The 23902-nt window shown below is 67.6% G+C and carries 33 protein-coding genes; 2 read left to right on the forward strand and 31 right to left on the reverse strand.

From position 1 onward, the window contains the following. Positions 1–120: 120 nt before the first annotated feature. From ACIN94_RS07235 to ACIN94_RS07245, 3 genes are read right to left on the reverse strand one after another with little or no spacing between them, the layout of a single operon-like run. Positions 121–321: a hypothetical protein gene (locus tag ACIN94_RS07235; RefSeq protein WP_400700739.1), complete on the reverse strand. Its 201-nt coding sequence runs from the start codon at positions 319–321 to the stop codon at positions 121–123. After that, on the reverse strand, positions 311–451 hold the full coding sequence (locus ACIN94_RS07240; RefSeq protein WP_400700740.1) for a hypothetical protein: 141 nt from the start codon (positions 449–451) through the stop codon (positions 311–313). The genes ACIN94_RS07235 and ACIN94_RS07240 overlap by 11 nt, the downstream gene beginning before the upstream one ends. Continuing rightward, the gene (locus tag ACIN94_RS07245; RefSeq protein WP_400700741.1) at positions 448–582 is read right to left on the reverse strand and encodes a hypothetical protein; all 135 of its coding nucleotides are present in this window, start codon (positions 580–582) and stop codon (positions 448–450) included. The genes ACIN94_RS07240 and ACIN94_RS07245 overlap by 4 nt, the downstream gene beginning before the upstream one ends. A 177-nt stretch (positions 583–759) precedes the next feature. Between ACIN94_RS07245 and ACIN94_RS07250 the strand changes: the two genes are divergently transcribed. Beyond that, positions 760–987 (forward strand): GntR family transcriptional regulator, encoded by a 228-nt coding sequence (locus ACIN94_RS07250; protein WP_400700742.1) that lies wholly within the window; start codon positions 760–762, stop codon positions 985–987. 111 nt (positions 988–1098) lie between these two features. Here ACIN94_RS07250 and ACIN94_RS07255 read toward each other — a convergent pair whose 3' ends face one another. The 21 genes from ACIN94_RS07255 to ACIN94_RS07355 form a co-directional block, all read right to left on the reverse strand. Beyond that, positions 1099–1383 carry a hypothetical protein gene (locus tag ACIN94_RS07255; RefSeq protein ID WP_400700743.1) on the reverse strand — a complete coding sequence of 95 codons (285 nt, stop codon included), beginning with the start codon at positions 1381–1383 and terminating at the stop codon, positions 1099–1101. A gap of 28 nt (positions 1384–1411) precedes the next feature. Then, positions 1412–2167 (reverse strand): N-acetylmuramoyl-L-alanine amidase, encoded by a 756-nt coding sequence (locus tag ACIN94_RS07260; RefSeq protein WP_400700744.1) that lies wholly within the window; start codon positions 2165–2167, stop codon positions 1412–1414. A gap of 2 nt (positions 2168–2169) precedes the next feature. Then, positions 2170–2436 carry a hypothetical protein gene (locus ACIN94_RS07265; RefSeq protein ID WP_400700745.1) on the reverse strand — a complete coding sequence of 89 codons (267 nt, stop codon included), beginning with the start codon at positions 2434–2436 and terminating at the stop codon, positions 2170–2172. 75 nt (positions 2437–2511) lie between these two features. Further along, a complete protein-coding gene (locus ACIN94_RS07270; protein ID WP_400700747.1) occupies positions 2512–2919 on the reverse strand; it encodes a hypothetical protein in 408 nt (135 codons plus the stop codon). After that, complete coding sequence (locus ACIN94_RS07275; RefSeq protein WP_400700749.1) at positions 2916–4760, reverse strand: hypothetical protein; 1845 nt, start codon at positions 4758–4760, stop codon at positions 2916–2918. Before ACIN94_RS07275 ends, ACIN94_RS07270 begins: the two co-directional genes overlap by 4 nt. A gap of 15 nt (positions 4761–4775) precedes the next feature. Continuing rightward, entirely contained in the window at positions 4776–6587 is a 1812-nt protein-coding gene (locus tag ACIN94_RS07280) for a LamG-like jellyroll fold domain-containing protein (protein WP_400700752.1), read from the reverse strand. A 14-nt stretch (positions 6588–6601) separates the two neighbouring features. Next, a complete protein-coding gene (locus tag ACIN94_RS07285) occupies positions 6602–7111 on the reverse strand; it encodes a hypothetical protein (RefSeq protein ID WP_400700755.1) in 510 nt (169 codons plus the stop codon). 9 nt (positions 7112–7120) lie between these two features. Then, a complete protein-coding gene (locus ACIN94_RS07290) occupies positions 7121–7543 on the reverse strand; it encodes a hypothetical protein (protein WP_400700758.1) in 423 nt (140 codons plus the stop codon). 23 nt (positions 7544–7566) lie between these two features. Beyond that, complete coding sequence (locus tag ACIN94_RS07295) at positions 7567–7905, reverse strand: hypothetical protein (protein ID WP_400700761.1); 339 nt, start codon at positions 7903–7905, stop codon at positions 7567–7569. Further along, a complete protein-coding gene (locus ACIN94_RS07300; RefSeq protein ID WP_400700764.1) occupies positions 7902–8159 on the reverse strand; it encodes a hypothetical protein in 258 nt (85 codons plus the stop codon). Before ACIN94_RS07300 ends, ACIN94_RS07295 begins: the two co-directional genes overlap by 4 nt. 31 nt (positions 8160–8190) lie before the next feature. After that, positions 8191–11574: a phage tail tape measure protein gene (locus ACIN94_RS07305; protein ID WP_400700767.1), complete on the reverse strand. Its 3384-nt coding sequence runs from the start codon at positions 11572–11574 to the stop codon at positions 8191–8193. A gap of 152 nt (positions 11575–11726) precedes the next feature. Further along, the gene (locus tag ACIN94_RS07310; RefSeq protein ID WP_400700770.1) at positions 11727–11852 is read right to left on the reverse strand and encodes a hypothetical protein; all 126 of its coding nucleotides are present in this window, start codon (positions 11850–11852) and stop codon (positions 11727–11729) included. Between the two features lie 77 nt (positions 11853–11929). After that, the gene (locus ACIN94_RS07315) at positions 11930–12445 is read right to left on the reverse strand and encodes a hypothetical protein (RefSeq protein ID WP_400700773.1); all 516 of its coding nucleotides are present in this window, start codon (positions 12443–12445) and stop codon (positions 11930–11932) included. A 16-nt stretch (positions 12446–12461) separates the two neighbouring features. Then, positions 12462–12950, reverse strand: coding sequence for a phage tail tube protein (locus tag ACIN94_RS07320; protein WP_400700776.1), 489 nt, complete (start codon positions 12948–12950; stop codon positions 12462–12464). 12 nt (positions 12951–12962) lie between these two features. Further along, positions 12963–13406, reverse strand: coding sequence for a minor capsid protein (locus tag ACIN94_RS07325; RefSeq protein ID WP_400700779.1), 444 nt, complete (start codon positions 13404–13406; stop codon positions 12963–12965). Beyond that, positions 13403–13753, reverse strand: a complete 351-nt coding sequence (locus ACIN94_RS07330) for a minor capsid protein (RefSeq protein ID WP_400700782.1) — start codon at positions 13751–13753, stop codon at positions 13403–13405. Before ACIN94_RS07330 ends, ACIN94_RS07325 begins: the two co-directional genes overlap by 4 nt. A gap of 10 nt (positions 13754–13763) precedes the next feature. Then, positions 13764–14090, reverse strand: coding sequence for a hypothetical protein (locus ACIN94_RS07335; RefSeq protein ID WP_400700785.1), 327 nt, complete (start codon positions 14088–14090; stop codon positions 13764–13766). After that, positions 14087–14488 carry a hypothetical protein gene (locus ACIN94_RS07340; protein ID WP_400700789.1) on the reverse strand — a complete coding sequence of 134 codons (402 nt, stop codon included), beginning with the start codon at positions 14486–14488 and terminating at the stop codon, positions 14087–14089. Before ACIN94_RS07340 ends, ACIN94_RS07335 begins: the two co-directional genes overlap by 4 nt. 80 nt (positions 14489–14568) lie before the next feature. Then, positions 14569–14799, reverse strand: coding sequence for a hypothetical protein (locus ACIN94_RS07345; RefSeq protein ID WP_400700792.1), 231 nt, complete (start codon positions 14797–14799; stop codon positions 14569–14571). 3 nt (positions 14800–14802) lie between these two features. After that, on the reverse strand, positions 14803–16029 hold the full coding sequence (locus ACIN94_RS07350; RefSeq protein WP_400700795.1) for a DUF5309 family protein: 1227 nt from the start codon (positions 16027–16029) through the stop codon (positions 14803–14805). 54 nt (positions 16030–16083) lie between these two features. After that, positions 16084–16704 (reverse strand): hypothetical protein, encoded by a 621-nt coding sequence (locus ACIN94_RS07355; protein WP_400700798.1) that lies wholly within the window; start codon positions 16702–16704, stop codon positions 16084–16086. A gap of 142 nt (positions 16705–16846) precedes the next feature. On the opposite strand from ACIN94_RS07355, the gene ACIN94_RS07360 reads away from it, so the two are divergent. After that, a complete protein-coding gene (locus tag ACIN94_RS07360; RefSeq protein WP_400700801.1) occupies positions 16847–17362 on the forward strand; it encodes a hypothetical protein in 516 nt (171 codons plus the stop codon). Here ACIN94_RS07360 and ACIN94_RS07365 read toward each other — a convergent pair. The 7 genes from ACIN94_RS07365 to ACIN94_RS07395 all read right to left on the reverse strand — a co-directional run bounded on the left by ACIN94_RS07365 (position 17359) and on the right by ACIN94_RS07395 (position 23877). Continuing rightward, on the reverse strand, positions 17359–17688 hold the full coding sequence (locus ACIN94_RS07365) for a hypothetical protein (protein ID WP_400700804.1): 330 nt from the start codon (positions 17686–17688) through the stop codon (positions 17359–17361). The two genes, ACIN94_RS07360 and ACIN94_RS07365, sit on opposite strands and share 4 nt — an antisense overlap. Next, entirely contained in the window at positions 17685–19787 is a 2103-nt protein-coding gene (locus ACIN94_RS07370; protein ID WP_400700807.1) for a phage minor capsid protein, read from the reverse strand. Before ACIN94_RS07370 ends, ACIN94_RS07365 begins: the two co-directional genes overlap by 4 nt. 57 nt (positions 19788–19844) lie before the next feature. After that, entirely contained in the window at positions 19845–21410 is a 1566-nt protein-coding gene (locus tag ACIN94_RS07375) for a hypothetical protein (protein WP_400700810.1), read from the reverse strand. A 12-nt stretch (positions 21411–21422) separates the two neighbouring features. Further along, positions 21423–21836 carry a hypothetical protein gene (locus tag ACIN94_RS07380; protein ID WP_400700813.1) on the reverse strand — a complete coding sequence of 138 codons (414 nt, stop codon included), beginning with the start codon at positions 21834–21836 and terminating at the stop codon, positions 21423–21425. Continuing rightward, a complete protein-coding gene (locus tag ACIN94_RS07385) occupies positions 21836–22051 on the reverse strand; it encodes a DUF2829 domain-containing protein (protein ID WP_400700816.1) in 216 nt (71 codons plus the stop codon). Before ACIN94_RS07385 ends, ACIN94_RS07380 begins: the two co-directional genes overlap by 1 nt. Positions 22052–22138: 87 nt before the next feature. Beyond that, positions 22139–23413, reverse strand: a complete 1275-nt coding sequence (locus tag ACIN94_RS07390; RefSeq protein ID WP_400700819.1) for a PBSX family phage terminase large subunit — start codon at positions 23411–23413, stop codon at positions 22139–22141. Then, on the reverse strand, positions 23410–23877 hold the full coding sequence (locus ACIN94_RS07395; protein ID WP_400700822.1) for a hypothetical protein: 468 nt from the start codon (positions 23875–23877) through the stop codon (positions 23410–23412). Before ACIN94_RS07395 ends, ACIN94_RS07390 begins: the two co-directional genes overlap by 4 nt. Positions 23878–23902: the final 25 nt, after the last annotated feature.

Below are 23902 nucleotides of genomic sequence, written 5' to 3' on the forward strand. Positions count from 1 at the left end.
AAGGGGGAGGTGCCGCGGTAGGCCCTGGGTAGATGGTGATGGCCCCGCCTCCTCCATGACGGGGGCGGGGCCATCGTTCTCTCTGCCGCTGGCCCATTCGGAGTGGGCAGGCAGGGAGGTCTAGTACCGGCTGGGAGGGGGGTCGCCGCGCAGGTCCGCGTAGTACTCGGCGAGGTTCTGCTGCCGGGTGGCCCATCTGGCCGCGTACTCCCAGTCGCCGGCTTCTTCTAGCGCCGCCTTGCGAAGCGCGTTGAGGCGTTCCGGGTCCCAGCCGCGTTTCAGAGCGGCGGCGTGCATGCGGTCGATGTCCTCAGGCGTCACGGTGCATCTCCGCCCACTCCTCGTCGGTCACCCGCTCCACTTCGAGGGTGTCGGCTACGGCGTCGAGGTCTTCGCGGGTGAGGCCCCAGTGGCGGGCGAGCTTGAGTGCTGTCTCGCGTTGGCTGATCATCCGGATTCCCGGTGCCGCTGGAGGGCCGCGGTGGCGACGGCCACGATGTGATCGAGCGCCGCCTCGATCGACAAGGTGGGGCCGTCGTCTGGTGGGGGCGTGGTGTCGGCTTCGGTCGTATCGTTGGTCATGGGTCAGGACCTCGATTCCTGATCAAGAGCCCGCCCGGCGTTCACAGCGTCGTGGCGGGCTCGTCACGTTGAGGGCTCTCAAGGTCACCGTACGTTTCCCTAGTCATGCCTGTCTATAGCTATGAGCTGATACGGGCTTCTATGAATGACGCTCGGGTCCTACGTACAGTCATGATCGTGTTCGAGTATGACCCCACCCAACCGAAGTGGCGACAGATCTATGACGTGGTCAAACACCGCATCGAGACCGGCGAGTACCCGCCGAATGGCCTCATTTCCGAGGTGCAACTCGAAGCTGAGTTCGGGGTCGCCCGCATCACGATCCGCAAGGTGACCGCCAAACTCCGCGAGGATGGGCTGATCATCACCACGCCCGGCATGGGATCGTTCGTGGCCGAGCGGTAGCCAGGAACGCAAAAGAAGCCCCCGCCCACCCTCCGAAGAGGATGAGCGGGGGCTCTTTTTCGTTTCCAGGCGAAACGCGGTCACCACCGTACGCGTACGGGGTCCGTACGTCTACAGGTTGTGCAGGTCCCTGCCAGCGTGCGCGCCCGGGTGGGCGCCCTCCTGGTAGGTCGGCATCCGGGTGGAGCCGAGCAGGATGCCGATGAGCGGCCACTTCCGCTGCAGGGTGGACACGGTCACCTGGTAGACGGTGGTCGTGGCCGCGCCGACACCGGCACCCACGGCGAGCGCATCCGCCGGGTCGACGTCGACGCCCTTCGTGGCCAGCCAGGCGGCCAGGCCGCCGACACCGGCGGGGACCGCGGTGCGCACCCAGGACAGGATCAGGTCATGCATGGGTCCTCCAAGGACTCAAGGGGGATGGTTATCGGGTTCCGGCATGCCACGTGAGGGGGCCGACGATCCCGTCATCGACCAGGCCCGCGGCGCGCTGGAACGCTCTGGTGGCGGTGCGGGTGTGCGGGCCGAACGAACCGTCGATCACGACAGATCCGTAACCCGCCCGGATCAGTGCGGCCTGCCAGACGCGGACGTCCTGGCCGTACATGAGCGGCTTGCCCGTCGTGTAGCGGAGCATCCGCCCGGGCCACGGTGTAGGCCCGGCCACGGTGGCGGGGGAGCCGTTGACGATGGCCCGTGCTCTGCGGAGGATCTCCGACTTCTGGATGATGATCCGCGGGCCGGGGCAGTGAGGGTGGTTGCCCCACGGGATGCCGCCCATCGAGTGGTGGCCCAACCCGTAGCCGGTGGGGTCGTCGGCGAGCTGGAGGGGGACTCCGTGTTCGGTGTGCGCCCACGCCAGGACGCGGGCGTTCGCGTCGAGCTGGGCGTCGGTGAGTTCGTCGCCGCCCTTGCCTTCGTTCTCGATGCTGATCCAGGAGCGGTTGCCGAGGGCCTGCGTCCAAGATCGATCCTTGGTGTCGACCCACTGGACGAGCGCACCCTGCTTGCCGGTGCCGAAGTGTGAGGAGGCCTGTGCGGCCGGGTTGCGGAACCAACTGTCGGTCCCGGCCAGGGTGCCGGCCATGATGTGGATCACGACTCCCCGGACTTCGACCTGGCCGCCGACCGTGTGGTTGATGCTGATGGGCTTCCAGTCGGCATCCGGCATGCGAGCCATGGTCAGCCTCCTCGGGTGAACGACAAGACGGCGAGGATCAGCGAGGCGATCGCGACCAAGGCGGCCAGGGACGGCAGAGGCCACCGGCTCCGCTCCAGAGCGCGGATCCTGGACTCGTGGTCGGTGAGGTCGTTGACGAGTTCCCCGTGTGCCTGGGCCACCTGGGCTACCTCTCCACGCACGGCGTCGACCTTCCGGTCCGTCTGGAGCAGTTGGTCGTAAATCTCGCGGGCTCCGATTTGGACGGGGCCGAGCGGGTCCAGGGACATGCGCACTCCGTGGGGGATGGTTGGGGGTGCCGTCGCCTGTTCCCCCCGATCAGGCGACGGCAGCATGGGGGAGGGTCAGGGGGCGATGATCCCGGGGAGGCGCAACGACTGGAGCAATGCCGTATACGAGTTGGCCAGCGACTCGCAGGTGTCTGTGATCGTCCGGATATGCGCCTGGTCATAGTTGGCCGGCGGGTTGAACAGGTTGATCACCGGGTTCGGCACGCTCGGCCCCTGGGCGGGAATCTGTTTCACCTGCCCGCTGCTGGTGATCACACGGAAGTCGCCGCCGGACCCGTAGATGACCGGGCCGCCGGACGGCCTGGCCGGGGTGCCGGAGTTGGGCAGGAAGAACGGGCCGGACGCCTGCACGATCGGCGTGCCCTTCGCCTGCCTCACCAGGGCTTCGAGGTCGGCGACGCGACGTTCCAGCGCTTGGATGATGCGGTTCTGGTCCACTGGGAACGGGTCGGGCATGCTCATGCGCCCACCCCCGGCTGCTCGGTGATGAGCTCCAGCTTGTCTTTGCCGGAGCCGCGGGTGGCGGGGGTGAGGGCCCAGCCGAGGAGGCGTTGGGAGTCGTTGCGGCTCGCCCCACCCTCCGCGGTGATGGGGTTCCAGTCGTTGTGCATGATCCAGCGCACGTACCCTCCGATCATGTTCGGGTGAAAGGAGCTGGACCGGCCGAGGATGACGTTCGCGGAGAACACTCTCGGGGCGCCGGCCGCGGTGGACGCGTACCGTTGGGCGTACCGCTCCAGCTCCGACAGGTCCGTCGTCGCGGACGGGTGAGTGAGTCGCTGGTCTATCAGTGGCCACCCCGCGGCCAGGTGCGGCGTCTCGAACAGCTTCGAGCGGACCGCGACCCGGTCTTCGGTGGCGTCTTCGGACTCGGGGATGCCGCCGATGGCTCCCCACCGGGTGCCGCCGCGCAAGGCCGACCGGATCTCTTTCCAGTCGGTGACTTCGCCGCCGGTGCGGCCCTCGGTGAAGGTGACCTTCAGGTTGGGGAAGTCCAAGGTGGGGGAGCCCCACACCCAGCGGCGTTCGATCGCGCCGCCCACGATCGTGGGGTTGATCACGTAGCCGAATCCGCCGTCGGTCCTGGCGTAGTCGCGGAGCACCCGGCCGAACGTGGTGTTGTCCGCCTGCTTCGCTTCAAGGGGTCGTTCCACGCCGGAGATGCCGCCAGTCAACCCGAACCCCATGTTGCTTCTCGGGTCTCGGCCGAGCAGTTGGATGAGGTCCCGGGCGTTCTGAATCTGATCACCCTCGAACAGGACGTCTTCCTCCAGGGCGACGGACGCCATGTAGGCGTCCAGGGTGCTGCCCTGCAGTTGGATGCCCAGGCCAAGCCTGGATGATTTGATGATCTCGGCGGTGTGCAGCCAGTAGATGCCCCACAGGACACCACCCCGCCAGCAGTGCACCACCAGGCGGCCAGGACCAGACCGCAAGTCGGCCGGATCCCTCGGGATGATGCGGGCCAGCTTGTCGGCCTCTTTCCGGTTCGACATGGGGCACCAGCCCGAGAAGCCGCCCGCCTCCCCATCCCGGCGGTCGAAGGTGACGTTGTCCGGGGTGAGCTCCCCCCGGTAGGCGCCCGTCAACGCGTCATGCACCCGGTACCGCATCCGGGCGAGGCCGCGGATCGGGGTGAACGCCGGAAACGACGGCGGGGTGGGGGGCGGCCCGGACGTGCCGGCCGCGGACGGGATGATGATCGTGTAGGCGTGCGCGTTCGTCGCGCTCGGAGCGGTGAACGCCAACTCTTGCAACCGCGTCGTCGACGTCACACGCCGGGCGGTGACCGCGCTGACGACGAACCGCCCGCTCCACGCCGATGTCATCGGGTCGTACCCGGCGGGTGGCGCCCCCCAGGTGGGAGGGGCGGGCACGGACGCGAGCGCGCCCACCCAGCGGATCTCCAACCCGTTCGGGGTGAGCGGGGTGGCGGGCGGCGCGTACGCCTTGCCGAGCGACAGGGCGGCGGCGTCGCCCACCACAACAGGAGGGGTGCTCGCGGCGCCGGACACGGAGAGCAGGGTGAGCGCACCCTCCGCCGCGTGACCCACCGTGTACTCCGGCGCCACACGCGTCAGCACGCTGCGCCACACCTTGGTGTGGATGCGCTCCGGGCCGGAGGTGTTGGACGCGATGAGCGTCCACTCGCCGGGGGTGGGCGCCGTCATCCCGCCCAGGTCGCCGCCGAACCCGACATGCAGCGCGTACAGGTAGTCGCCTACCTTGGTGCCGGGCGGCGTGTCGACGGCAACGGTCCGGAGCAGGTTGCCGTTGGCAGCGGTCCGTAGAGTCGCAGGCATGGGCCTCCTGTCCGGTCAGTTGTGGGCGTGCCGCCACAGGACGGTGGCGGGTGGTGCGCCGCCGCCCTGCGTGCTGTAGGAGATGCTGCTCTCGTCGCGGCCGAGCACGAAGTCGGGGACGCCGATGGACTCGTCAGTCAACGCGTCGATCTTGTCGTCGTCTCCGATGGACGCGTTGCCGTTGATCGGGTCAATGATCAGCGTCTGCCCGACCTCGACCTCAAGATCGAACCCGACGACCCGCATATCGTCGGAGCCGTCGTCAAGTACCCGCTCGATCACCAGCTCGGGGCCGTTGGCTGGGCCGGGACAGCGGATCAGCGGATGCGTCGACGTGTTGCCCGCATGCCACACCTCCACGGTGCCGCCGTCCGGTACGACCGCGGTCAGCAACTCCCGGGAGTAGAGGCGGGGGTTGGACAGCTCCCACATGGCGGCACCCTTGGCGAGGCCGACGCGGAAGTTCTTGTCGATCGGCAGTTGCCGGTTCAGGCAGGCCCCTTTGCCGACGAGGATCTTGTCGCCGACCCGGATCGCCAACGGGAGTTCCCCGTCGTCGTCAGGTAGGGGGAGCCCGGCCAGGAGGTCGAATGAGATCTGCTCGATTTCTTCGCGGCGGCCGCGGACGGTGAACTCCAGATTGATGATGCGGGCCTGGGCGAGTTTCTGCCCGGACATGGCTCCGGGTGCGGACGGGTGCGGCACGTTGCCGTTGTCGATGGCGGGCATGTCGACGAACGCGCCGGTCAGCCGCTGCCACCGGTACGGGCTGCCCGGGCCGCCCATGACGAAGCCGTTGAAGGACAGCATGCCGGGTGCGATGAGGTCGTCACCGGCGTTGATCGGCACCTTCACGGCAGGCGCGGGGATGGCCGCCCGGGCGACCAGCAGGGCGGGGGTGAGGGTGACGTTCTTGTCTGTGGCGACGGTCGGCCGGGGGATGCTGGCGGCGCCGCGGACGAGGTCGGGCCGAACATTCGTCGGCGGGCTGGACCCGACGAACACGTCCGGTGTTGGGACGCTCGCGGCACCCTGCACGAGGGGCGGCCGACGGGTGATGCCGAGCGAAACGCCCGGGGAGGGGATGGACGTGACGCCCAGGATGGGGGGCGGGGACGTGTCAGTGTTGACTGACAGTCGGGTGATGATGCGCCGCCGGGCGGGCCGCCACGCGATCGGCGGACCGTCCTCCGTCGCCCCGCCGGTACCGGTCAGGGTTTGCCCGTTGCCGGAGTAGTCGACGTTCTCCACCTGGCTGAGCGGATACCAGGCGTGCAGGCCGTCGGTGCGGCGGGGTGTGGTGGTCCACGCCTCGGTTTCCAACTCCGCCTGAGTGAGGTTGGACGTCCACCACTTGACGGCGGCGATCGACCCGTCGAGCCACTCCCCCCCGTAGACGGACTCGCCCAGCCGCATGGTGGTGGGGTTGATGCCCGCGGTGATGCCGTCCGTCCACGTGGTGACGGCAAACGTCGTGTCGGTGGCGGCGCGGGTGACCATGACACCGGTGCCGCCGTTCACCGATACGCCGACGTAATACCAGGTGCCGACCGTCAGGAGGCGGGTGCCTTTGGCGACGAAGGGACCGGTGCCGCCCACGACACGGTAGGACGCGAATTCGAGCGTCCTGCCGTCATCGGCGGTTTGCAGGTAGGCGCCTTGCCCATCGCCCGTCCCGGGACGGTTATCGTCCCAGCACCACATGGTGGCGCAGTCGTTCCGATTTACGCTGATCTTGAACCAACCGCTGACGGACCACCGGGTTTGGTTGCCGAGGGAAACGGTGCGGGTGCGGTGCTGGCCGGCAGCCGTTGCGCGAAGCGCCACAGGTCACCCTCCGATCAGGTGTCGCTGTAGGAAACTCGAACCTCGGTCACCGCAGCGTCGTTGGCCATCGTGTCCACGGCGTGCGAGCCGATCCGGCGTAGACGTATACGCACGTCGTCACCCTCAGCGACGCCATCACGGTTCGCCCCGGTGACGACGATCGTCGCCTCATGCAGGCGCTTGGAGGTGGCTCCCAGGTGCGCGTCATCAACGATGACGGCCGCCGCGAAGGCCTTCGTTTCAACGTTGACCGCAGCTGATTTCGGGGTGATCGCCGCCATCGCGATCTCCCAGCGGACCGTGCCGGTGGTGGCGTTGACCGCATACCAGCGGATCTTGAATGTCCAGTCGCCGCTGCCGTAGTTGTCGGCCGTCAGCTTGAAGAACCGGGCCTCATCCAGGGAGGCGTCGAACAGGATCCGCTCAACGGGGAAGGCAGTCCCTTGGATGACGTCCACCGGGGCGATGCCCGCCGAACCGCCCAGGGACTCCCCGGCGACGAGGACGTGCTTGACGGTTGCCATACGCCCTCCTTACGGGGTGAGGTCGAGCTCGTAGATTCCGGCCGGGTTATGCGTGATCAGCATCGTGCCGTCTTGGGTTTCCTTCGGGGCGCCGAACCAGACGGCGGCCAGGGCGCGATCAGAATGCGCGTGGTCGTACAGCAGGTAGCCTTCGGCGATGATCGTGCTGTTCGGGATGGAGAAGTTGTCCGCGTCGAACCGCATCGAGCCGGCCGCGGCTACGAGGGTGGTGCCGGCGACGAGGATGCCGCCCGCCGTATACCCGGCACCGGAGCATTCACCGGAGTTCCACGGCCCGCTGCCGTAGGCGAGGTCGGTGTTGAAGTTCGGGGTCACTCCGCTGCCCCAGAAGGCGGCCTTCAGATCCGTCGCCGAGGTGAGGTCCGTGGCCAGCTGGGCGGGGCCCCACTTGTTGACGTGGGAAGCGACCATGAGGCCACTTGCAGACCATGCCATCAGACACCACCTCCTACTCCGCTGGCCAGCTGCTGCATGGCGGCGATCAGCGGCCCGAAATCCCGCTGCAGCTGGGAGAGGCGGAATTCGGCCACCTTCGCCTGCTCGCTGCCGGGGTCCCGCGCGATCTCCGCCTCGGCCTGGCGGATGCCGTCGACGGCCCGCAACCAGGTCCTGGTCTCCGCCAGGGACTCCATCTCAGCCTGCATGGCCGCCCAGGTCTCCTCCGTGGGGTTGGCGGTGTGCGCCTGCTTGGCGTCGAGCAGGCGTTCCTGTTCAACCTCCAGGGCCACCTCCAGCTCCAGTTGCGCTCTGGCTTTTCCTCGCACCCTCGTCATGCTTCTGCCTTCCGGAAAAGGGCCCCGCGGATGAGCGGGGCGTGGACGTGGACGTCGACGTGGTCGCTCCGGCGCGCGTGGTATTCGCGGGTGGTGATGGTGGCGCCGGAGTCGGTCACCTCTCGGATGAGGCGCACCATGCGCAGCCCGACACGGCGTTCGACCACGCGCGGCGCGGTGCGACCCTGGCTGGTTTGCACGGACCGCAGCCTGGCCAGGTCCGCCGGGGTGAAGCCCTGAAGGTTTCCGGGCATGGCTGTACCGCCTCTCTGTCGTGGGTGGGGATCAGACGGCGCCGCGGAGGCTGTACTCGAACCCGAACTGGGCGCCGAGCTTGGTGATGTCGGCGTCCTCGCGGATGGTCGTGTCGTGCATGTTGACGGTGACCCCGCTCGGCGCCGGGGGGCTGAACCCGCCGCCACCGCCGAACTCCGTGACGGAGGCGCCGCCGGAGCTGCCCGGCACCGTATTGAGGTTGATCTTCGTCGTGGAAGCCGCCGATGCCGCCTTGCTGATGCTGCCGAGCGCGGTGTCCGCGGTGGACACGACTTTGCCGATGAGGCCGGCCATGGCTGCCAGGGTGGTGGACTCCATGGACTGAATGCCTTGGATGTAGCCGGCCATCGTGAACTGGCCGATTTCCGCCATCACCTGCGACGGCGACTTGATTTTCAGTTCCTTCTTGATCGCCTTCACCAGGGCTTGGACGATTTTCTCCATCGCCTTGTCCAGCTCCTTCAAGGACTCTTCGAGCCCCTTCAGGTAGCCTTCACCCGACTTTTTGCCGACGTCGTACATGGCGTCAGCCGACGATTTTCCAAGCTTCTTGCTGGCCTTATCCACGGCCGCCTGCGCCTTGTTCAGCGCCTTGATTTCCGCGCCGTCGGAGCCGACCAGCATCTCCGCGAAGGTGGCGCCCTTTTCGACCCCGGCGTCAATCAGGTCCTGAATGATTTTTTTGTTCAGGCCGCGCTTAGCCAACGTGGTGATGTTGTTGGCGAACGAGTTGATCGCGCTGGCCTTGTCTTGGAGTTCGGCCGCCATATCCCCGGCACCGGTAATGTCCTCGACCTTCAGCCCGGTGATGTCCGCCCACTCCTGAGCGGTACCGGCGACACGCTTGGCCATTTCCTTGGCGTCGGCCAAGGCCTGGACAATTTCCTGCCGTTGCTTCGCCAGATCCTCGAGGTTCTTGTTGCCGACGCGCACGAAATCCAGGAGCCCGTCCACCACATCCGGTCGGCCCTTGAAGCCGTCCTTGATGTCCTTGACCAGTTTGTCGACGACGCTCTTAATGTTCGCGCCCTCGGCGGTCAGCCCATCGATGAGACCCTTGACGGTGTATTTGCCGATCTCGTGCATGATGGTGGACGGGCGGGTTCCGCCACTGGCGCCACCACCACCGGACCCGGTGCCGGTGCCGGTGCCCTGCTTCGCGGCGTTCACGGCCCGATTCATCAGGCCCTCTACCGTGGTCAGGGCTTCCTTGCCCTTGTCGATGACCCCATCGATGAAGCCGAGGATCGTGTTGCCGCCGATGTCCTCGAAGATCTTGCTCGGAGAATGCTCGTCGAGCGTCTTTTTGGTGCCGCCGATGACGTTGGACATGATGTTTCGGACGGCATCCACGGGCGCGGACGCCATCGACCGGATGCCGTCGACGAATCCGGCGATGGCGTCTTTACCGGCCTGCATCAGCCAAGTTTTCGCATCCGACAAAGCGGCCTTGAGCTTATCCGGGAGCTCCTGAACGAATTTAACCGCACTGTCGATACCATCGGAAATGGTTTTCTTGAAATTCTCCCAGGCTTCGGAGGCTTGGGATTTCATTTCCTTCCAGGATTTGTCCATAAATCCGGCGGTGGCCTTTAGGGCGTTTTCCACAATGTCTTCGACTAGCCCCCACAGGCTGTCCCAGATTTTGGTGAGGCCTTCCTTCATCTCATCAAAATCGCCGGTCAGGATGCCCTTGATGGTTTTGAAAAGACCGGAAACGGTGCCCCAAAAAGCGTTCCAGACGCTGAGGAAGGTGTCGACAAGCCAGGTGACGCTGACGATGATTTCGTCGCCGTACTCGTCCCACAGCTCCTTGATGGTGGTGAGAACATCATCGACGATTTCGGAAATGCTCCCGAAACCCTCCTCGAATTTCGCCTTCCATCCGTCGATGGTTTCCTTGTTATCCTCCGCCCAGCTTTTGATGCCCTCCGCGGCTTTGGACGCGAAATCCTCGATGGCGGGTAGGGCCGTGCCGCCCAAAAAGTCGACGACGTTCTGTTCCAGGCCTCGCTTGAACGATTCGAGCTTGTTGCTGGCGGTGTCGTGCAGCGTGTCGCCGGCCTTCTTCGCGGCCCCATCGACTTGGCCGAGCGCGGCCACTGCGCTGCTCGGATCCAGCGCGTAGAGAGCGTCTCCGAGGTCCTCAGCCTTCGTCCCGAACAGCTCGACCGCGAGGGCGTTCCGCTTGACGGGGTCCTCAACGTTGCGGAGCTTGTCGAGGATCAGGTCGAGCGCCGCGGCCGCGGTCGGCCCGCCCTTGCCGAGCCGGGCGACCAGATCATCTGCGTTGAGCCCAAGCGACTTGAGCCCGTTAACGATCTTGTCGGACCCGGCGACCGCCTCGATCGAAAATTCCTTGATCGCGTCGGCGACCACGTCAGCGTCCCGGGCGCCTGCGCGGAGGCCCTGCACGATGAGGCCCATGGCCTGCTCGCCTGACAGGCCCATGTTCCGGAACTGGGTGCTGTACTCGCTGTAGGTGTCCAAGAGGTCTTCGGCTTCGTTGCCGCCGAGCTGGGCGCCGCGGACGAGGATGTCGAACGCCTCGTCGGCGCTGCTGGCCAGGTCCGTCTTTAGGATCTTGGCGACCGCCCGGGTGACGTGGCCGACGTCCTCGTCGAGGATCTTGCCGGTGTCGATTGCCCGCTTGGACATGGTGCCGAGAGCCTCATCAGAGGCGCCGCGAAGACCGTCGACGTTCTGCACCAGGCCCTTGATGGCCTGGGTGACGTCGCCGAGCCCTTCGCCGTACCCGTCGGCGTACACCTTCCCGGCGACTTTGCCGAGCTTGCCCATCTCCTTCTCGCTGGCGCCGATCTGGGCGGACAGGAGAGCGAGCAGGTCCTCTTTCTCCATGGCGCCCTTGATGCCGGAGAACAGGGCGGCGCCGATCGCAGCCCCGGCGGCGAGGGCGATGCCGACCCCAGCGGTTTTGAGGCCGCCGAGCAGGGTGTCCGCGAGCCCCGACCCGCCACCGCCGCCGCCCGAGCTTTTGACGCCGTCGCTGAACTTCGTCCCGGCGTCATGCCCGGCCTTCCGCGCCACCTGCTCGGCGTCGCGCAACCCGGCGCGGAGACCGTCGGTCATGTCGTCGCCGGCGTGCTGGCCCACCTGTTCGGCGTCGCGCACCCCGGCCCGGAGACCAGAGGTGAGTTCGTCGCCGGCCTTCTTCCCGGCCTGCTCGGCGTCGTCGTCGAGCTCGTCGAACGCGGCGTCGATGATGGCGTTCAGCTCGTCAGCGAACTGGTCGGCCTCGTCGAGCATCTCCTGCAGTCCGGCGTCGAGCGCACGCTCCAGCTTGTCGAGGTCACGGATAGCCTCAGCCGGGTCGAGGCCGTCGGCGATCGACTTTTCGATCTCGGCGAGGCTCTTGGTGACTGTCGACTCCATGGACGCCATCGAGCTGGACGTGCTGGACTGGAGCCGGTTCAGGTCCGAGCCGATCGCCCGGGTGCCGGACGTGAACTTGGAGCTGTCCACGGTTGCGTAGGCGACGAGCTCGCCAACGGTCAAGGCCACGAGAGGGTCACCCCTCTCATGGGTCAGAAGTCGTCGTCGATGTCTCGCTCGATCACAGGGGCCCCGCGGTCCGGATCCTGCTCGGATCTCAGCGCGCGGAAGATGCGGGTCTTGGGGTCGGCCAGGAGGCCGAGCACGCGGACGCGCAACCATCGGCCGGTGCGGGCTCGGAGGAGGCCGGGCTCCTCCAGATCGATCCCGTAGACCTGGTGAAGGTCAGCCTCGATCAGCGACCAACGCGTGAAGAGGTCTTCCCAGGTGATGCCCGACGACTCGGGTTCCGGGTTGTACCAGTCGCGGATGCCGGTGACGGGGTCGACGGGTCCTCCGCCGGGGTCCCCGCCGGCTCGTCGGTCGTCGAGGTCGATCGTGGTTTTGGGACGCCACCACGCGCCCAGATTTCCATGGCGGCTTCTTCACCGTGGACGTGCCATGTCAAGGCGGTGAGGCCGCACGCGCGGATCTGCTTCCACGCCGCACCATCGGAGATGAGGTCGTCGTAGACCGAGCCGAGGCTCTGCCGGTAGAGGGCGGCTTCGGAGCGGTCGTCGGCGATCTCCTCATCATCGTCCTTGGCGGCCGCGGCCCGGTCCTTCAGGCCGGTGAACCGAGAGGCGAGGCGCGCCCACGTGTCCGCGTCCAACGGCTGCACGCTGTAGGTCATGGTGCCGCCGCCCGGGAGGGGGACGGGCAGGTCGAGCGTCTCGCCCAGGCTGGCGTCGAGCTCGGGGAACTTAGGCATGGAGGGGGAGCCCTTCCTACTCGGTTTCGGTTTCGAGGTCGGGGTACGGGGTCAGTTCGGTCCGGGAGCCGCGGCCGCCGAGCGTGAAGTTGAACGGCTCCAGCGCGGTCGTGGCGCCGCCGCCTCCGCCGTACTGGACGTTGGCACGGCCCTGCCACGCGTCAGGGGCGCCGTCGCGCCGGTAGTAGCGGATCTCGATGCCGCTCCCGACGCCGACCCGGTTGCCGGCGCGGCGGATGAACTCCTGGCCGGGATCCGGTGTAAACGTCGTCTCGTTGTCGGCGTCGCGCTTGCGCTTGCCCTCGCACTCCAGCCGCCACTTGCGCTGGGTGACCTCGTCCGATCCCCATTCGGGGTCGTCGAAATCGGAGTCGTCCTCCATCGTGGAGTCGATGGTCTCCTTGAAGGACGACATGCCCTTGATGGGCGTCCACTCGGGATCATCCGAGGTGCCGGTGTTGACGTCCAACGCCCAGGCGCTGGCCAGCAGTGAGCGGGTTGACATGCTGTTATCTCCCTATCCGGGGCGGTGCTGAGTGGATTGATGCGTGAGCAGGCGGTAGGAGTCGGCCCGCTCCCACCGGTTATTGGCGTCCGAGCCCATCGGGGCCTGGATCCGGCGAGTCATGAGGATCACGCCGACGGCCGGGAACTGGGCACCCTGGAACGTGTCGAACACGCCCTGGGCGATGCCGTTGAGCACCTGGATATCGGGGGTACCGCGCATGCGGAACTGGACGCCGAGCGTGCCGTCGGTGTTGACGGGGTCGTCGCCGTCCTGGTCAGCTCCGTACGGGGTGATCGCGATGGCGCGGTCCGGGGCGGTCGGTAGCTTGCCCAGGACGATCGCGACCTCTGACGCGGCGTAGACGCCGCTCCCGGGTGGACGCCACACCCCGACGCCTGCGGCGTGCAGCTGCTCGGCGAAGGTGGTGATCAGAGTGGTGGTCCAGTCGCTCATCGCAGGGCCCGCCGGATCTGGGCGGCAATGAGCTCCTGCATCTTCTGCTGCTCGGAGTCGAAAGGATCCTCGAGGTACTTGGCTTTCCTGCCGTCGTCGTGCTTGAGCGTCAGGTCCTCATGCTGGATCGTGGCGTACGGCGTGTCGTAGGAGACCGCGCCCTTCAGCGCACCCTCGTCCACGCTCGGCGTGCCGGAGCGCTCCAACGCGCCTTCCTCGTGGGGCACCTGCTCCTGACTTTTCTGGAGTAGGTGCTCCATGGCGACCTGGAGGCCCTTGACTGCGCCGGCCTTCATCTTGGCGTCCAGCCCGGACAAGTTCAGCTTGAGCTCGGAGCGCTGCGCCACCAGAGCCTCCTTATTGGAGTGTCACTTGTAGGTGGGAGGGGACGGGGAGGCGGCCGCCGTCGATGGGCGCGGACGACAACACCGTGCTCGGCCGTCCGTCGGGGAGGGTGACGCGGGATCCGGCCGGGCAGGTTTCGGTCAGCTGCATGCGCAGCGTCGTCTCTGAGATGACCTCGGAGCCTGAGGAGTCCCGGACCAGACGCCGCTTGTGCTCGACCAGGCAGCGCACCACGACCTCAGCCCCGAACGTTGGGCCGAACGGGCCCTCCCCGATGAACGGCTCCACAGTGACGTCCTGGCCGGCCTTACGGAGCAGCCATCCCGGGATCGCCCTCACGGGTACGTCCGCGGGGCGTGTCCGAGCAGCCCGGCTGCGTCGAGGATCTCGACCGCTTCCGGGGCTCGGCGCGGGTCGACGGCTCCGCCGGTCGGGTCTGTTCTGCTCGCCTTGGACAGGCTGATGCTGCCTGCGGTGACGTTGCTGTAGTCGGATCCGGCGGCGATGCCGTCGTCCCCGTTCGCGTCCCACCATTCGACGGTGGCGCAGCAGGCGTCCCGGAGTGCGGCGGTCACGGTGTCGTCGGTGGGCTGCCCGTCCTCGTCGACGTCGTAGATGGAGGTTTTCAGGAGGACGTTGTCGATGTACCTGGTGGCCCGGTTCAGCATCCGCTCGGCCCCGGTGGGCGGGGTGTCGCTGAGCCACGTCCTCAGGTCCTCAACGGTCGCGTACGCCATCGCCGCCTCCCTCCTTGTGTTGTTGGTACGCGGGCGGGCGGCCCCCTCCAGTTCCGCCCACCCGCGCGATCAGGACCCCTCTACTTGGTTTTGCTTCGGGGCTTGGCCGGGGGCCGGGAGGCCGCCGAGGTGGTGGTGCGAACCTCGGCGTCCTCCTCGACGATCCCGAACACGTCAGGCACCTCGCGCAGCGCCTGGGCGAGTTCGGGAGACTCGACCTCGGCCCGGCCGTCCACGAAGTAGACGAGGCCGGCCGTGGTGCGGATCGGCGCCTCCCCGGCGGGGAAACGCTCGCAGCGGAAGACGCTCACGGGTCAGGCGCCTGCGGGGGCGCCGACGCGCAGCATCTTGCCGTGCGCCTTCTCGTTGCCGTACTTGAGGCCGATCTCGCCGTACATCTGCCGCTTCTCGCTGGCCCCGACCTTGGCCAGCTCCTCCACGAACAGGAAGCCCTTGCCGGGGATGGGCAGCATCACCGGGGCGCACTCCTCCAGGGAGACGACCTGCAGCACGGACGTGGGCATGTGCCGGTTGAGCATGATGTTGAGGCGGCCGAAGTCCGTCTCGAACGTCATCAGGCTGACGCCACCGACGTTGCGGGTCTGCTCCTGGAACCCCTTGTCGGTGATGTAGATCTTCGTGAGCGCCCTCTTCAAGGAGGCGCCGCACATCAGGGTCGCGGTCTCCGACTCCTGGATGCCGCCGTTCTCCCACACCTGCTGCAGCAGGTTGGAGACGAGCGCATCGGTGAGAGGGGTCGCCTTGTAGACGATCGCGCCGCCGGTGCCCGTGAACGTGATGGCGCTGCCGCCGGGGCGGGTGGCGAGGGTGAACGTGTTGGCGTCCGGCGCGGTGGCCACGTAGTACAACGTGTCCGTCTTGACTACGCCGATCGCGCCTGTGGTGAGCGTGGTCAGGGTGACCTGGTCGCCGACGGTGAGGCCGTGGGCGGTGATGGTGAACGTGCCGTTCGTGGCGATGGTGGCCGTACCGACCGCGGCGCCGCCCTGCGTGGACACGTTGCTGGTGGTGGCCTCCAGGATGCCCCGGGTGCGGCGCGCGGTGGCGTTCGTCGACGGGTTGTTGAACGTCCCGGTGATGAACGACTTCTCGACGTCGCGGGCGATCTGCTTGAGGTGCTGTTCGATCTGCCAGTCCAGCTCGTTCAGCACCGGGTTGGAGCCGTTGAGGCCGACGGCGCCCGCGTGGGAGGAGCCGGTGGAGTTGTACTGGCCGGTCGCGGCGAGCTTCGTGTAGGACAGCTCGAGCGCCTCGGTGTGGATCTCGACCACGTTGTTGACGTTGTACCGGGTGCGGGCCTCGGCGGTGGGGGCGTTCGCACCCTCCAGCCGCTGCCTGTCGTCCTGGGCGTCGCGCAGGTCGTATCCCTGCCACTGGAACAGGGTCGCCGACGCGGCCTCGCCGCCGGTCAGGCCGCCGATCGCGGACAGGAACGGGGTGTCGGTGGGGGTGACGGCGAAGAGTTCGCCGACGTAGTTCGGCAGGCCAAACGTGGTGCCCTGCCCGGTGATGCCCGGCATGGGGTCATCCTCTCTGTGTCGAGGTCGGGCAGGCGGTGGGCCTGGCCCTGGTAGTTACTGGGTCAGCATGAGCTGGGTTTTGAGCTGCCTTGCGGTCTTCCAGTCGCCCTTGGTCTCGGCTTCGCGGATCTGGTCGGCGAGGCTCTGCTGTCCGGTGCCGCCGCTGCCGGTGAAGTCGCCGCCCGACTGGGGCGGGATCGGGGGAGGCGGGGGCGCGGTGGTCTGCTGGGCGGCCATCCACGGGTTCGCGGTCAGCGCGGCCTGGATGGTCTCGGCGAGCTTGGCCGGGAAGTCCACGGCGCTCGGGTCGAGGCTCGCGGCCGCCGCGGCGAACACCGTGCTGCCGAGGAGCGCGGCCGGGTTGACTCCGTGCTCGGTGGCGGTGGTGTAGGCGTGGCGGAGCACGGTCTCCGTGCGGGCCGACGTCCTGTACTTCGCTGACTCGCTACGCAGGTCCGTGATGACCTTCTGCCACTTCTGCGGCAGCTTACCGAGGTCGTCGATACCGCCGTCGTCAGCCTGCGCAGGCTGGGGCGGGGTCCAGGTGGGCGGTTGCGGAACCGGCGGAGGCGCGGGTGCGGGGTTGGCCGGGGGCGTGCTCTGGACGGGCTGCTGCTGGCCGGGGTCGGCCGGTTCAGGCTGGGGTGCCGGGGCCGGCGGGGTGGGCATGGTCATGCGGACCCTCCTGGGGAGCGCGGTGATGGGATGGCCGGCACCTGGCCGACCGGGTGTTTCGGGCCGCTCCGGGCGGCCCTTTTCGGGCATCCATTCCAGGTGATCCGGGATGGAAAGTCATGGTTGCGTCTATGGTGCGCTGATGCACCCTCCACAGCAGCAGCCTCAGCAGTGGCCGCCCGCCCCGCCCCAGCCGTACGGCCAGCCGACGCAGCACATGCAGCCCCCGCCGGGTCAGCACCGGCCTCCGACGAAGAGCGGGGTCGGGCGTGGGCTCGCGGTGGCCGGCGGCGTGGTGCTCGCCCTGGCCGTGATCGGCGGGCTGCTCAAGTTGACGGGCGGCGAGGACGAGACGGCGGCCAGCCCGTCGGCCAGTGCGAGCCCTACAGCTGGCGCTGAGCGTGTGGTGGCAGCCGAGCCGACCCGATCACAGCAGCGCGCCTACCTGGCCGCCCTGAAGGAGATCGACCCGGGGCTCACGGTGAACCCGACGCGGGTGATGCGCCGGGCCGGACGGGTCTGTGATCGTCTGCTCAACGAGCCGGACGGTCTGCCGAAGTACACCGTGCTGGAGTTGTCGGGCGGGAACGCGACGATCGATGAAGACCAGGCCAAGCAGGTCATCGATGCCGTCGCCGCGTGGTGCCGCCCAGCCTAGACGCGTAGGTCGAGGCCTTCGGGCGTGTAGAAGTCGGGGTCGAGCACGTCGGCGGCCTCCACGCCTGCCTCGTAGCAGGTGTGGAGGATGACCCATACGGCCGCGGCCGCGCGCACCCCGGCGGGACCGGCGTCCTCGGAGGGACGGAACCCTGCGGCCTCGCGGTCGTCGGTCCACACCAGGCCGAGCAGCTGGTCGCCCTGGCGGAGCTCGGCCCGGCGCACCTTGCCCTGCGGGGTGCTGGAGTAGCCGGCCGGGGTGTGCACCTCGGCTGGGTTCGGGGCAGGGTCGTAGGCCCAACGCCCATACGCTTTCTTGCCCGTCACTCGTGGTCCTCCTTCGCCCACCCGTTCAAATATCCCTCGTTCGCGTCGCCGTACGGATCCGGTTTCCAGTCTGCGGGCTTGGTCCAGTTCTGCGGGACGATCTCCAACTCCATGAACCAGCGATCATCTTTGTGGTAGGCGGCGTGCACCACATACCGCATACCCCGGTCGAGGAGGATCTCCCGTTCCTCTTCACCGTACTGCGAGAGGCGCATCAGGTTCAGGGCCTGCGTGCCGCGAGGTGCCTTGATCATGAGGTAGATCTCGCCCTGAAACGCGGCGTTGCGACCGGCTGACGTGCTCATGTAGCCGTCTTCGGGAAAATCCTTGCCGACCAGGGCGTGCATGCTGTCAGGCCGGCGAGCACTCGCGCCGAGGAACTTGGCGAAGTTCTCGCCGACGCCGCGGTGCAGGATGACGTCCTCCGGCAGCTTGGACTTGGCGAACGCGGTGTCGCAGCCCTTGACGATCCGCTCGTAGTTCGCGAGATCGCCCGGGGTGGTGGGCAAGTTGCCGCGTAGGCCCTTGTTGACCATTTCGTAATCGCTGCCGGTGTAGGCCCGTAGGGCGTCCTGCTCGGCCTCGGTGAGGTTGTCGGGGGGCGGGTGATGGTCCTTGGCCCAGTCCAGCCCATCCTGGTTGCTGCGGTGGCGTAGGGCTTTCCGCATGCCGCCGGTGCTGGGCGGCTTCGCCGCGGCGGCCTTCTTCGCCTTCGCGGCTGCGAGGGCGCGCGTCTTGGCGGCCGCGGCCTTCTTCGCCTTCTGTGCAGCTTCCTGGGCGAGCCGGTCGGCTTCCGCCTTCTGCGCAGCCTGCTCGGCGGCCTTGGCCTTGGCTTCCTGGTCGGCCTTCTTCTTCGCTGCCGCGGTTGGAGCCGCCTTGGGCTTCGCCGGTGCGGTCTTCTTCGCGGCGGGGCTCGGCGTGGTCGGGTCCGGCGGGACCAGGTCGCTGACCGCGCCGCCCTTCGGCCCGTCGGGCCCGGGGATGTTGCCGGCGCCGATCTGCTCCCGGTACGGCAACCTCTTGAGCTTCGGATTGGCGGCGAGGTGGTCGCGGAGCGCGGCCTGAGCGGCGCGGACGCGGGCGCCTGCGGCCTTCTTCGATGGCTCGTCAAGAGCGCCGAGCGCCTGCTCCTTTTCCCGCCGGATCTTCCGCTCGAGGGCGCGCTGCTTCTGCCGGGCGACGTCACCTTCCGGGTCCTCGGTGTTGTCCTTGAGCTTGGTCACCCCGGGCAGGAACGCCGATGCTGAGTGCCTGCAGTTCGGGTGGAACAGGCCCTTGCCGCGGGCGCCGTCCAGCGTGTCGAGGACGTCGACGGTGACCATCTCGCCGTCCCGCGTCGAGTGCTCGAAGCGGAGCTTGCCGACCGGGCCCGCGTTCCTGCGCAGCACCTTGCTCTCGAAGGGTCGGCAGCGCTTGCACTCCTGCACGTTGTCCGAGATGTAGACCAGGTCGATGCCCACCGACGCGAGCCGGTCGGTCTGTCCTTGCACCATGGCCCTCTGTGCGTTGGTGCGGCCGATCATCTCCGCGTAGGAGGAGAGACGCCACTGCCGCCCGGCGCGGTCGGTGAAGCTCGTGATCCCGCGATCCATGAGCCGCTGCCATGCGGCCTGGGACGCCTGACGGCGGGTGGCGGTGCCAGTCACGATCCGGGCAGCGGTGGCTGCCTGTACGGCCCGGTAGGCGTCGAGGGTGTCGCGGAGGAGGTTGCCGTCCACCCTGCCGAGATCCCTGTGCAACGCCTGAGCGAGGTTCTCCATGATGGCCGCGTTCGGCACCTGCTGCATGGCCGTCTTGGCGTGGATCTTGACGAGGGCGTCCGTCGGAATGCTGGTGAGCGCGTTGGTGTGCCCGGACCGGTACGCCGTCCGGATCGCCTCACGCACGGCCACGCTCTTCGTCTTGGCCAGACGGGCCTGGACGGCCACGGCGGCCGCCTGGAGACGCCGGATGGCGTCCAACTTGACCTCAGCCGTGGGCGCGTCGAGGCCCTTCTTCAGCTCGTCGGCGATGACCTTGACCAGGCTGCTCTCTACCTCGCGGTAGAGGTCGGCGACGGTGCCAGCGATCTGGTCGAGGAGGTCCTGATCCGCGGCCACCAGGACCTCCCCGAACCATTCGCCCTTTTTCCCGGATCCGGGAAAAAGTCAGGTGTGCTACTCCGAGGGCGGCCCGTCCTGCTGGCCAGCATCGGCCAGGGCGGCCGGATCGTCTGGCCCTGTCATCTCGCCGGGCAGGGCGAACGGGTCCATCACCTGCTTCGGCCTGGACTCCGCGATCTTCTGCACCTCAGCCTGGACCTCGGTCTCGTCCCAGTCCGGATGCAGAAGCCTGACCAACGTGTCGTCACTGGCGGCTTCCGCTCGGCGCATCAGCTCCGCCGTGGTCGCCAACGCCAGGATGTCGGTGCCGATACTGTCGCCGAACACGATGGTCGGCCGTTCCGCTGTCACCCCGGAGCCGAACAGGGCGTTCTCCAGTTCGAGGATCATTTCGATCGCGTCGGCGAGCGGCGGCCCGGTGTAGACGGCCTTCTTCCCCCTGGTCGTCAGCGAGCGGCGTTCCTTCGCGGCCACCTCGGTTGCGGTGATCGCCACATCCCCGGACAGGCCGAAGGATTGGGCGCTGTAGCTGGTGGCGCGGAGGATCGCGGCGAGCAGTTCGGCGGCCGTGTCCCGGTGCTCAGCCACGCGGATTGCGAACTGCGTGACCGAGAGTTCCATGCGCTGGTCGCCGCCGAGGATGTCGAGCGCCTCGTACACTTCGCGGTCCGCGTCGTAGTAGGCGCCCTGGCCGCGGCCCTGCGACTGCAGGTAGGAGGAGGGGACGTGGATACGGCCCTTGCCGTGCCGCACATCCCGCATCCAGCTGGTGTATGTCTCGTCCAACGCGTCCATCAAGCCGAGGACCGGGCCGGCGAAGTCCGACCTGCCGAGGTTGGCTCCGGCGGGCAGGTTCCGCCATTCGCGGTTGGGTCGCATGTTGGGGACGTAGACCGCGGTCAGGCGGTCGATGCTGGTTGCGACGACGGGCTGCAGGGCCGCTGTCTCCGGATGCGAGGTGAGCGGGATCGGTTTGCCGAGGTCGCCGCGCTCGCCCCTGTAGAGCGCGTGCAAGATCCGGCCGGGCTCATGCCGCTCCAGATGCCGCAAGAACGTGTGGTCGTCCGGCTGCTCGACGATCCTCCAGAAGGTGACCGCGCTGAGCTTGCCCCAACGCCACTCGGGGACCGCGGCGTCCGCGTGCACCACGGCCAACCACGGCCGCTCGGCGACGGCCTGGTCCCAGACGGCCCGCAGGTAGTAGCCGCCGAGCGCCGCCCCAATCTCGGAGCCTTCCAGCAGGGTGGCCTGAAGGCCGTTCTCCACGAGTTCCTCGATGCGGGCCTGCGTCTGCGTGTTGGCCACCGTGATCGAGGGCGGCTCGGAGAACAGGAGATCCGAGCTCATGGTGGCGATGTCGGAGGCGACCGGCACGTGGAGTTTCGTCCTGCGCTCACCCTGCGGGACCGGGGCGCCCCAGAACATGCGGGCAGCCTTGCCGACGATGCCGCCGCGGTACTGCGACGGCCGGTTGACGGGTCGGGCGCCGGTCTGGTCGCCGTACACCTGGGCGAGCTCGTCGGGGTTGCCGACGTACCACGTGTTGTAGAGGTGGTAGGCGTCGTGGATGGGCTGGAGTGCTTGGGGCGGCCAGGTGCCGCCACCGCTGGGCAGCGGCACGTCAGCCTCCTGTCAGGGGTAGGTGGTTGCCACGTCGTCAGGCCGGGGCTCGGCGGGCGGTGTCCAGCCGAGCGCGATCAGCGCGTCCCGGGTCCTGTCCGGCACAGAGACGACCATCTCGCCATCGACCTCCACCTCGTGCATGAGGAGGTCAACGGTGAGGCCGGGCAGGTCGGCGATCTCGGCGGGCTCAGGCTCGACCTGGCCCGGCTCGCGGATGTACAGGTTCTCGACACGAACCGTGGGAGCGTCGACGCGCTCCGGCCAGTGCCAGGTGCCGCCACGGTGCGACGCCTCGATCCATCCGCATGCGCAGTAGACGATCGCGGCCCGGCACTGCGAGGTGAACGCCTGCGTGCCATCTGGCCGTGGCGGGGTGCCATGGCTGACGTAGTGGACGATGCGGCCGACGGTGGGAGTCTGCATCAGAAGTGCTTCCAGTCGGTCGCGAGCAGGTCCGTCTGCGACGCGACCCACGGCACGAGCTCTCCGTTGACCGCGCACATGTAGATGTAGGGCCTGTTCATCTTCGAATGTGCATCCGGCACCTGAAGGGCAATCCACATGCCCCGGCCGTTCCATCCATCACGGGTGACCTTGTCGCCACGTTGCAGTCGATCGAGCGCTTCACCGAAGTCCATGAGATGCCTCCAGAGGGGTTAGGTAGATCATCTTTTACAACTACCGGGAATGCAGATTCCCGCAAGTTGAACACGTTCAAAACGGTCTCAGGCAGCTCGTGAGCTCGGTTCACACAGCAGCGGCGACCAGATCGCCCGCGTCGTCCTGATCCCGTACCGGAGCGCGTCCACGCCATGGTCTGCGAGCTTGATCGGCTTGTCCTCACCCTTCAGGCTCGCGGCCGGATCCCACGTGTAGCCGGGAATCTCACGGATCAGCTCCTTGCACTCCGCGGAGACGAGGAGACGGCCAGTAGCGAACAGAGAGGCGACATCGCGGATGCCGTCGACGACCTCGTTGTCGGCCAGCGTGCTCGTCTGGCCATCGCGGTGCATCTGCACGCGGTAGCTCTTCGCCGAAGGGTCAACAATCCAGTACGACGGGGTGATGCCCAGACCGTTGACCCAGGCGCGCACCCGCTCGCTGTACTCCGCATCGGTCAGCGAGCCGCGCATCCGTTTGCTGTCCCACCGCCACTCGTGCCCGACGTACAGCCGGCCGTCGACGCCCAGGCCGATCGCGAGGGCGTGGAACGGGTTGGTGGTGCCGTAGTCGAGGGCGATGCACAGCCACCGGTCGATGGCCGGCAGCACGCTGACGACGTGCCGGGCCGGATCCCAGGATTCGTAAACGACACCCTCAGCGATGCACCACTCACCGAGGATCAGCCGGCGATACCACAGGCCGGTGAACTCGGAGGAGACGTCGGCCACGTACTCGGGTGACAGGCTGGGGTTGTCGGCCAGCTTGAAGCTGAACCTGTGCAGGTTCAGCGTGTCGGGACTGTCGCTGCGGTGTACCTGGCCGTCGAGGTCGACATGCAGCCGGGCCCGGTCAAGGTAGCCGACCTTCAGCCAGTGTTGCGGGCCGTCGGGGTTCGTGCTCGCGAAGAGCTGCGCACCCGGGATGGAAAGTCGGGTGAGGAGCATGACCCAGAACGACTCGGGGATCGTTGAGGCTTCGTCGACGTACGCGCCCACCAAGCTCAGGCCGCGGATCTTGTCCTCGGACCCTTCGTTGTAGGCGCCGGCGACGTAGATGACGCGGCCGAGCAGGTGGAGTTCTCCGGATCCGGCGACGAACTTGCACCGCTTCTCGCCGAGCATCTCGATCAGCGGATCGATGATGTTCCGCTTGAGGGTACGTTCGGTTTTGCCGACCATGAGGAGCGGTCCGGCCGGGCAGGTGCGGACGAACTTCAACCACTTCAGCAGGCTGGAGATGGTCTTTGAGGAGCGGACGGACCCGTCCCAAACGTTGAGGCGCGCGGTGGCCAGGGCGACGCTCTGGCGCTGCTTGTCGACGAGCGGCGTGATCCTCACAGCCCCGTCATCTCCGTCAACCAGGCGTCCACCGCGGCGTGCGACTCACCGCTGTTGTCGTGCTTCTCGATGACGAGGTGCTTGTCGATCGCGACCGCGGCCGCCGTCATCAGGTTCCGCAGATCGGACACCGGGGGTTTGGGCAGCACCTTGGAGTTGAAGGTGTTGTCCTTCCCGCCGAAGTTGAACACCGTGTGCTCGCCGTCCATCTGGTCGAGCAGCTCGTTGGCCTTCACCAGGAACCGGCGGGACGTAGACGCGCGGAGAGCGGCGTTGTCGGCCACCTTCGCCTCTGTGGCGTTCTTCGTCTGCGTACGTTCGAAGCCGAGCCCGTTCTCGCGGGCTATCTTCGCGACGGTCGAGGGGCTGACGTCGGCGGAGCGGGCGATGCCTCGGCAGGTGCCTCCGGCCTTGATGCTCTCCAGGATCGCGGCCTTGAGCTCGGGGTCGAGGGGCGGGGGCACACGCTCACCCCCGGGCGGTTGAGAT

Origin of the sequence: Streptosporangium sp. NPDC087985 (assembly GCF_044741965.1) — a bacterium.
In the GTDB taxonomy this organism is placed as follows: Bacteria; Actinomycetota; Actinomycetes; order Streptosporangiales; family Streptosporangiaceae; genus Streptosporangium.

Excerpts from the sequence above, each read along its gene's own strand:
- ACIN94_RS07240 (WP_400700740.1), bottom strand. The coding sequence starts at position 451 with ATGATCAGCCAACGCGAGACAGCACTCAAGCTCGCCCGCCACTGGGGC.
- ACIN94_RS07245 (WP_400700741.1), bottom strand. The coding sequence starts at position 582 with ATGACCAACGATACGACCGAAGCCGACACCACGCCCCCACCAGACGAC.
- ACIN94_RS07255 (WP_400700743.1), bottom strand. The coding sequence starts at position 1,383 with ATGCATGACCTGATCCTGTCCTGGGTGCGCACCGCGGTCCCCGCCGGT.
- ACIN94_RS07260 (WP_400700744.1), bottom strand. The coding sequence starts at position 2,167 with ATGGCTCGCATGCCGGATGCCGACTGGAAGCCCATCAGCATCAACCAC.
- ACIN94_RS07265 (WP_400700745.1), bottom strand. The coding sequence starts at position 2,436 with ATGTCCCTGGACCCGCTCGGCCCCGTCCAAATCGGAGCCCGCGAGATT.
- ACIN94_RS07270 (WP_400700747.1), bottom strand. The coding sequence starts at position 2,919 with ATGAGCATGCCCGACCCGTTCCCAGTGGACCAGAACCGCATCATCCAA.
- ACIN94_RS07275 (WP_400700749.1), bottom strand. The coding sequence starts at position 4,760 with ATGCCTGCGACTCTACGGACCGCTGCCAACGGCAACCTGCTCCGGACC.
- ACIN94_RS07285 (WP_400700755.1), bottom strand. The coding sequence starts at position 7,111 with ATGGCAACCGTCAAGCACGTCCTCGTCGCCGGGGAGTCCCTGGGCGGT.
- ACIN94_RS07290 (WP_400700758.1), bottom strand. The coding sequence starts at position 7,543 with ATGGTCGCTTCCCACGTCAACAAGTGGGGCCCCGCCCAGCTGGCCACG.
- ACIN94_RS07295 (WP_400700761.1), bottom strand. The coding sequence starts at position 7,905 with ATGACGAGGGTGCGAGGAAAAGCCAGAGCGCAACTGGAGCTGGAGGTG.
- ACIN94_RS07300 (WP_400700764.1), bottom strand. The coding sequence starts at position 8,159 with ATGCCCGGAAACCTTCAGGGCTTCACCCCGGCGGACCTGGCCAGGCTG.
- ACIN94_RS07305 (WP_400700767.1), bottom strand. The coding sequence starts at position 11,574 with ATGGAGTCGACAGTCACCAAGAGCCTCGCCGAGATCGAAAAGTCGATC.
- ACIN94_RS07315 (WP_400700773.1), bottom strand. The coding sequence starts at position 12,445 with ATGCCTAAGTTCCCCGAGCTCGACGCCAGCCTGGGCGAGACGCTCGAC.
- ACIN94_RS07320 (WP_400700776.1), bottom strand. The coding sequence starts at position 12,950 with ATGTCAACCCGCTCACTGCTGGCCAGCGCCTGGGCGTTGGACGTCAAC.
- ACIN94_RS07325 (WP_400700779.1), bottom strand. The coding sequence starts at position 13,406 with ATGAGCGACTGGACCACCACTCTGATCACCACCTTCGCCGAGCAGCTG.
- ACIN94_RS07340 (WP_400700789.1), bottom strand. The coding sequence starts at position 14,488 with ATGGCGTACGCGACCGTTGAGGACCTGAGGACGTGGCTCAGCGACACC.
- ACIN94_RS07350 (WP_400700795.1), bottom strand. The coding sequence starts at position 16,029 with ATGCCGGGCATCACCGGGCAGGGCACCACGTTTGGCCTGCCGAACTAC.
- ACIN94_RS07355 (WP_400700798.1), bottom strand. The coding sequence starts at position 16,704 with ATGACCATGCCCACCCCGCCGGCCCCGGCACCCCAGCCTGAACCGGCC.
- ACIN94_RS07360 (WP_400700801.1), top strand. The coding sequence starts at position 16,847 with ATGCACCCTCCACAGCAGCAGCCTCAGCAGTGGCCGCCCGCCCCGCCC.
- ACIN94_RS07380 (WP_400700813.1), bottom strand. The coding sequence starts at position 21,836 with ATGCAGACTCCCACCGTCGGCCGCATCGTCCACTACGTCAGCCATGGC.
- ACIN94_RS07385 (WP_400700816.1), bottom strand. The coding sequence starts at position 22,051 with ATGGACTTCGGTGAAGCGCTCGATCGACTGCAACGTGGCGACAAGGTC.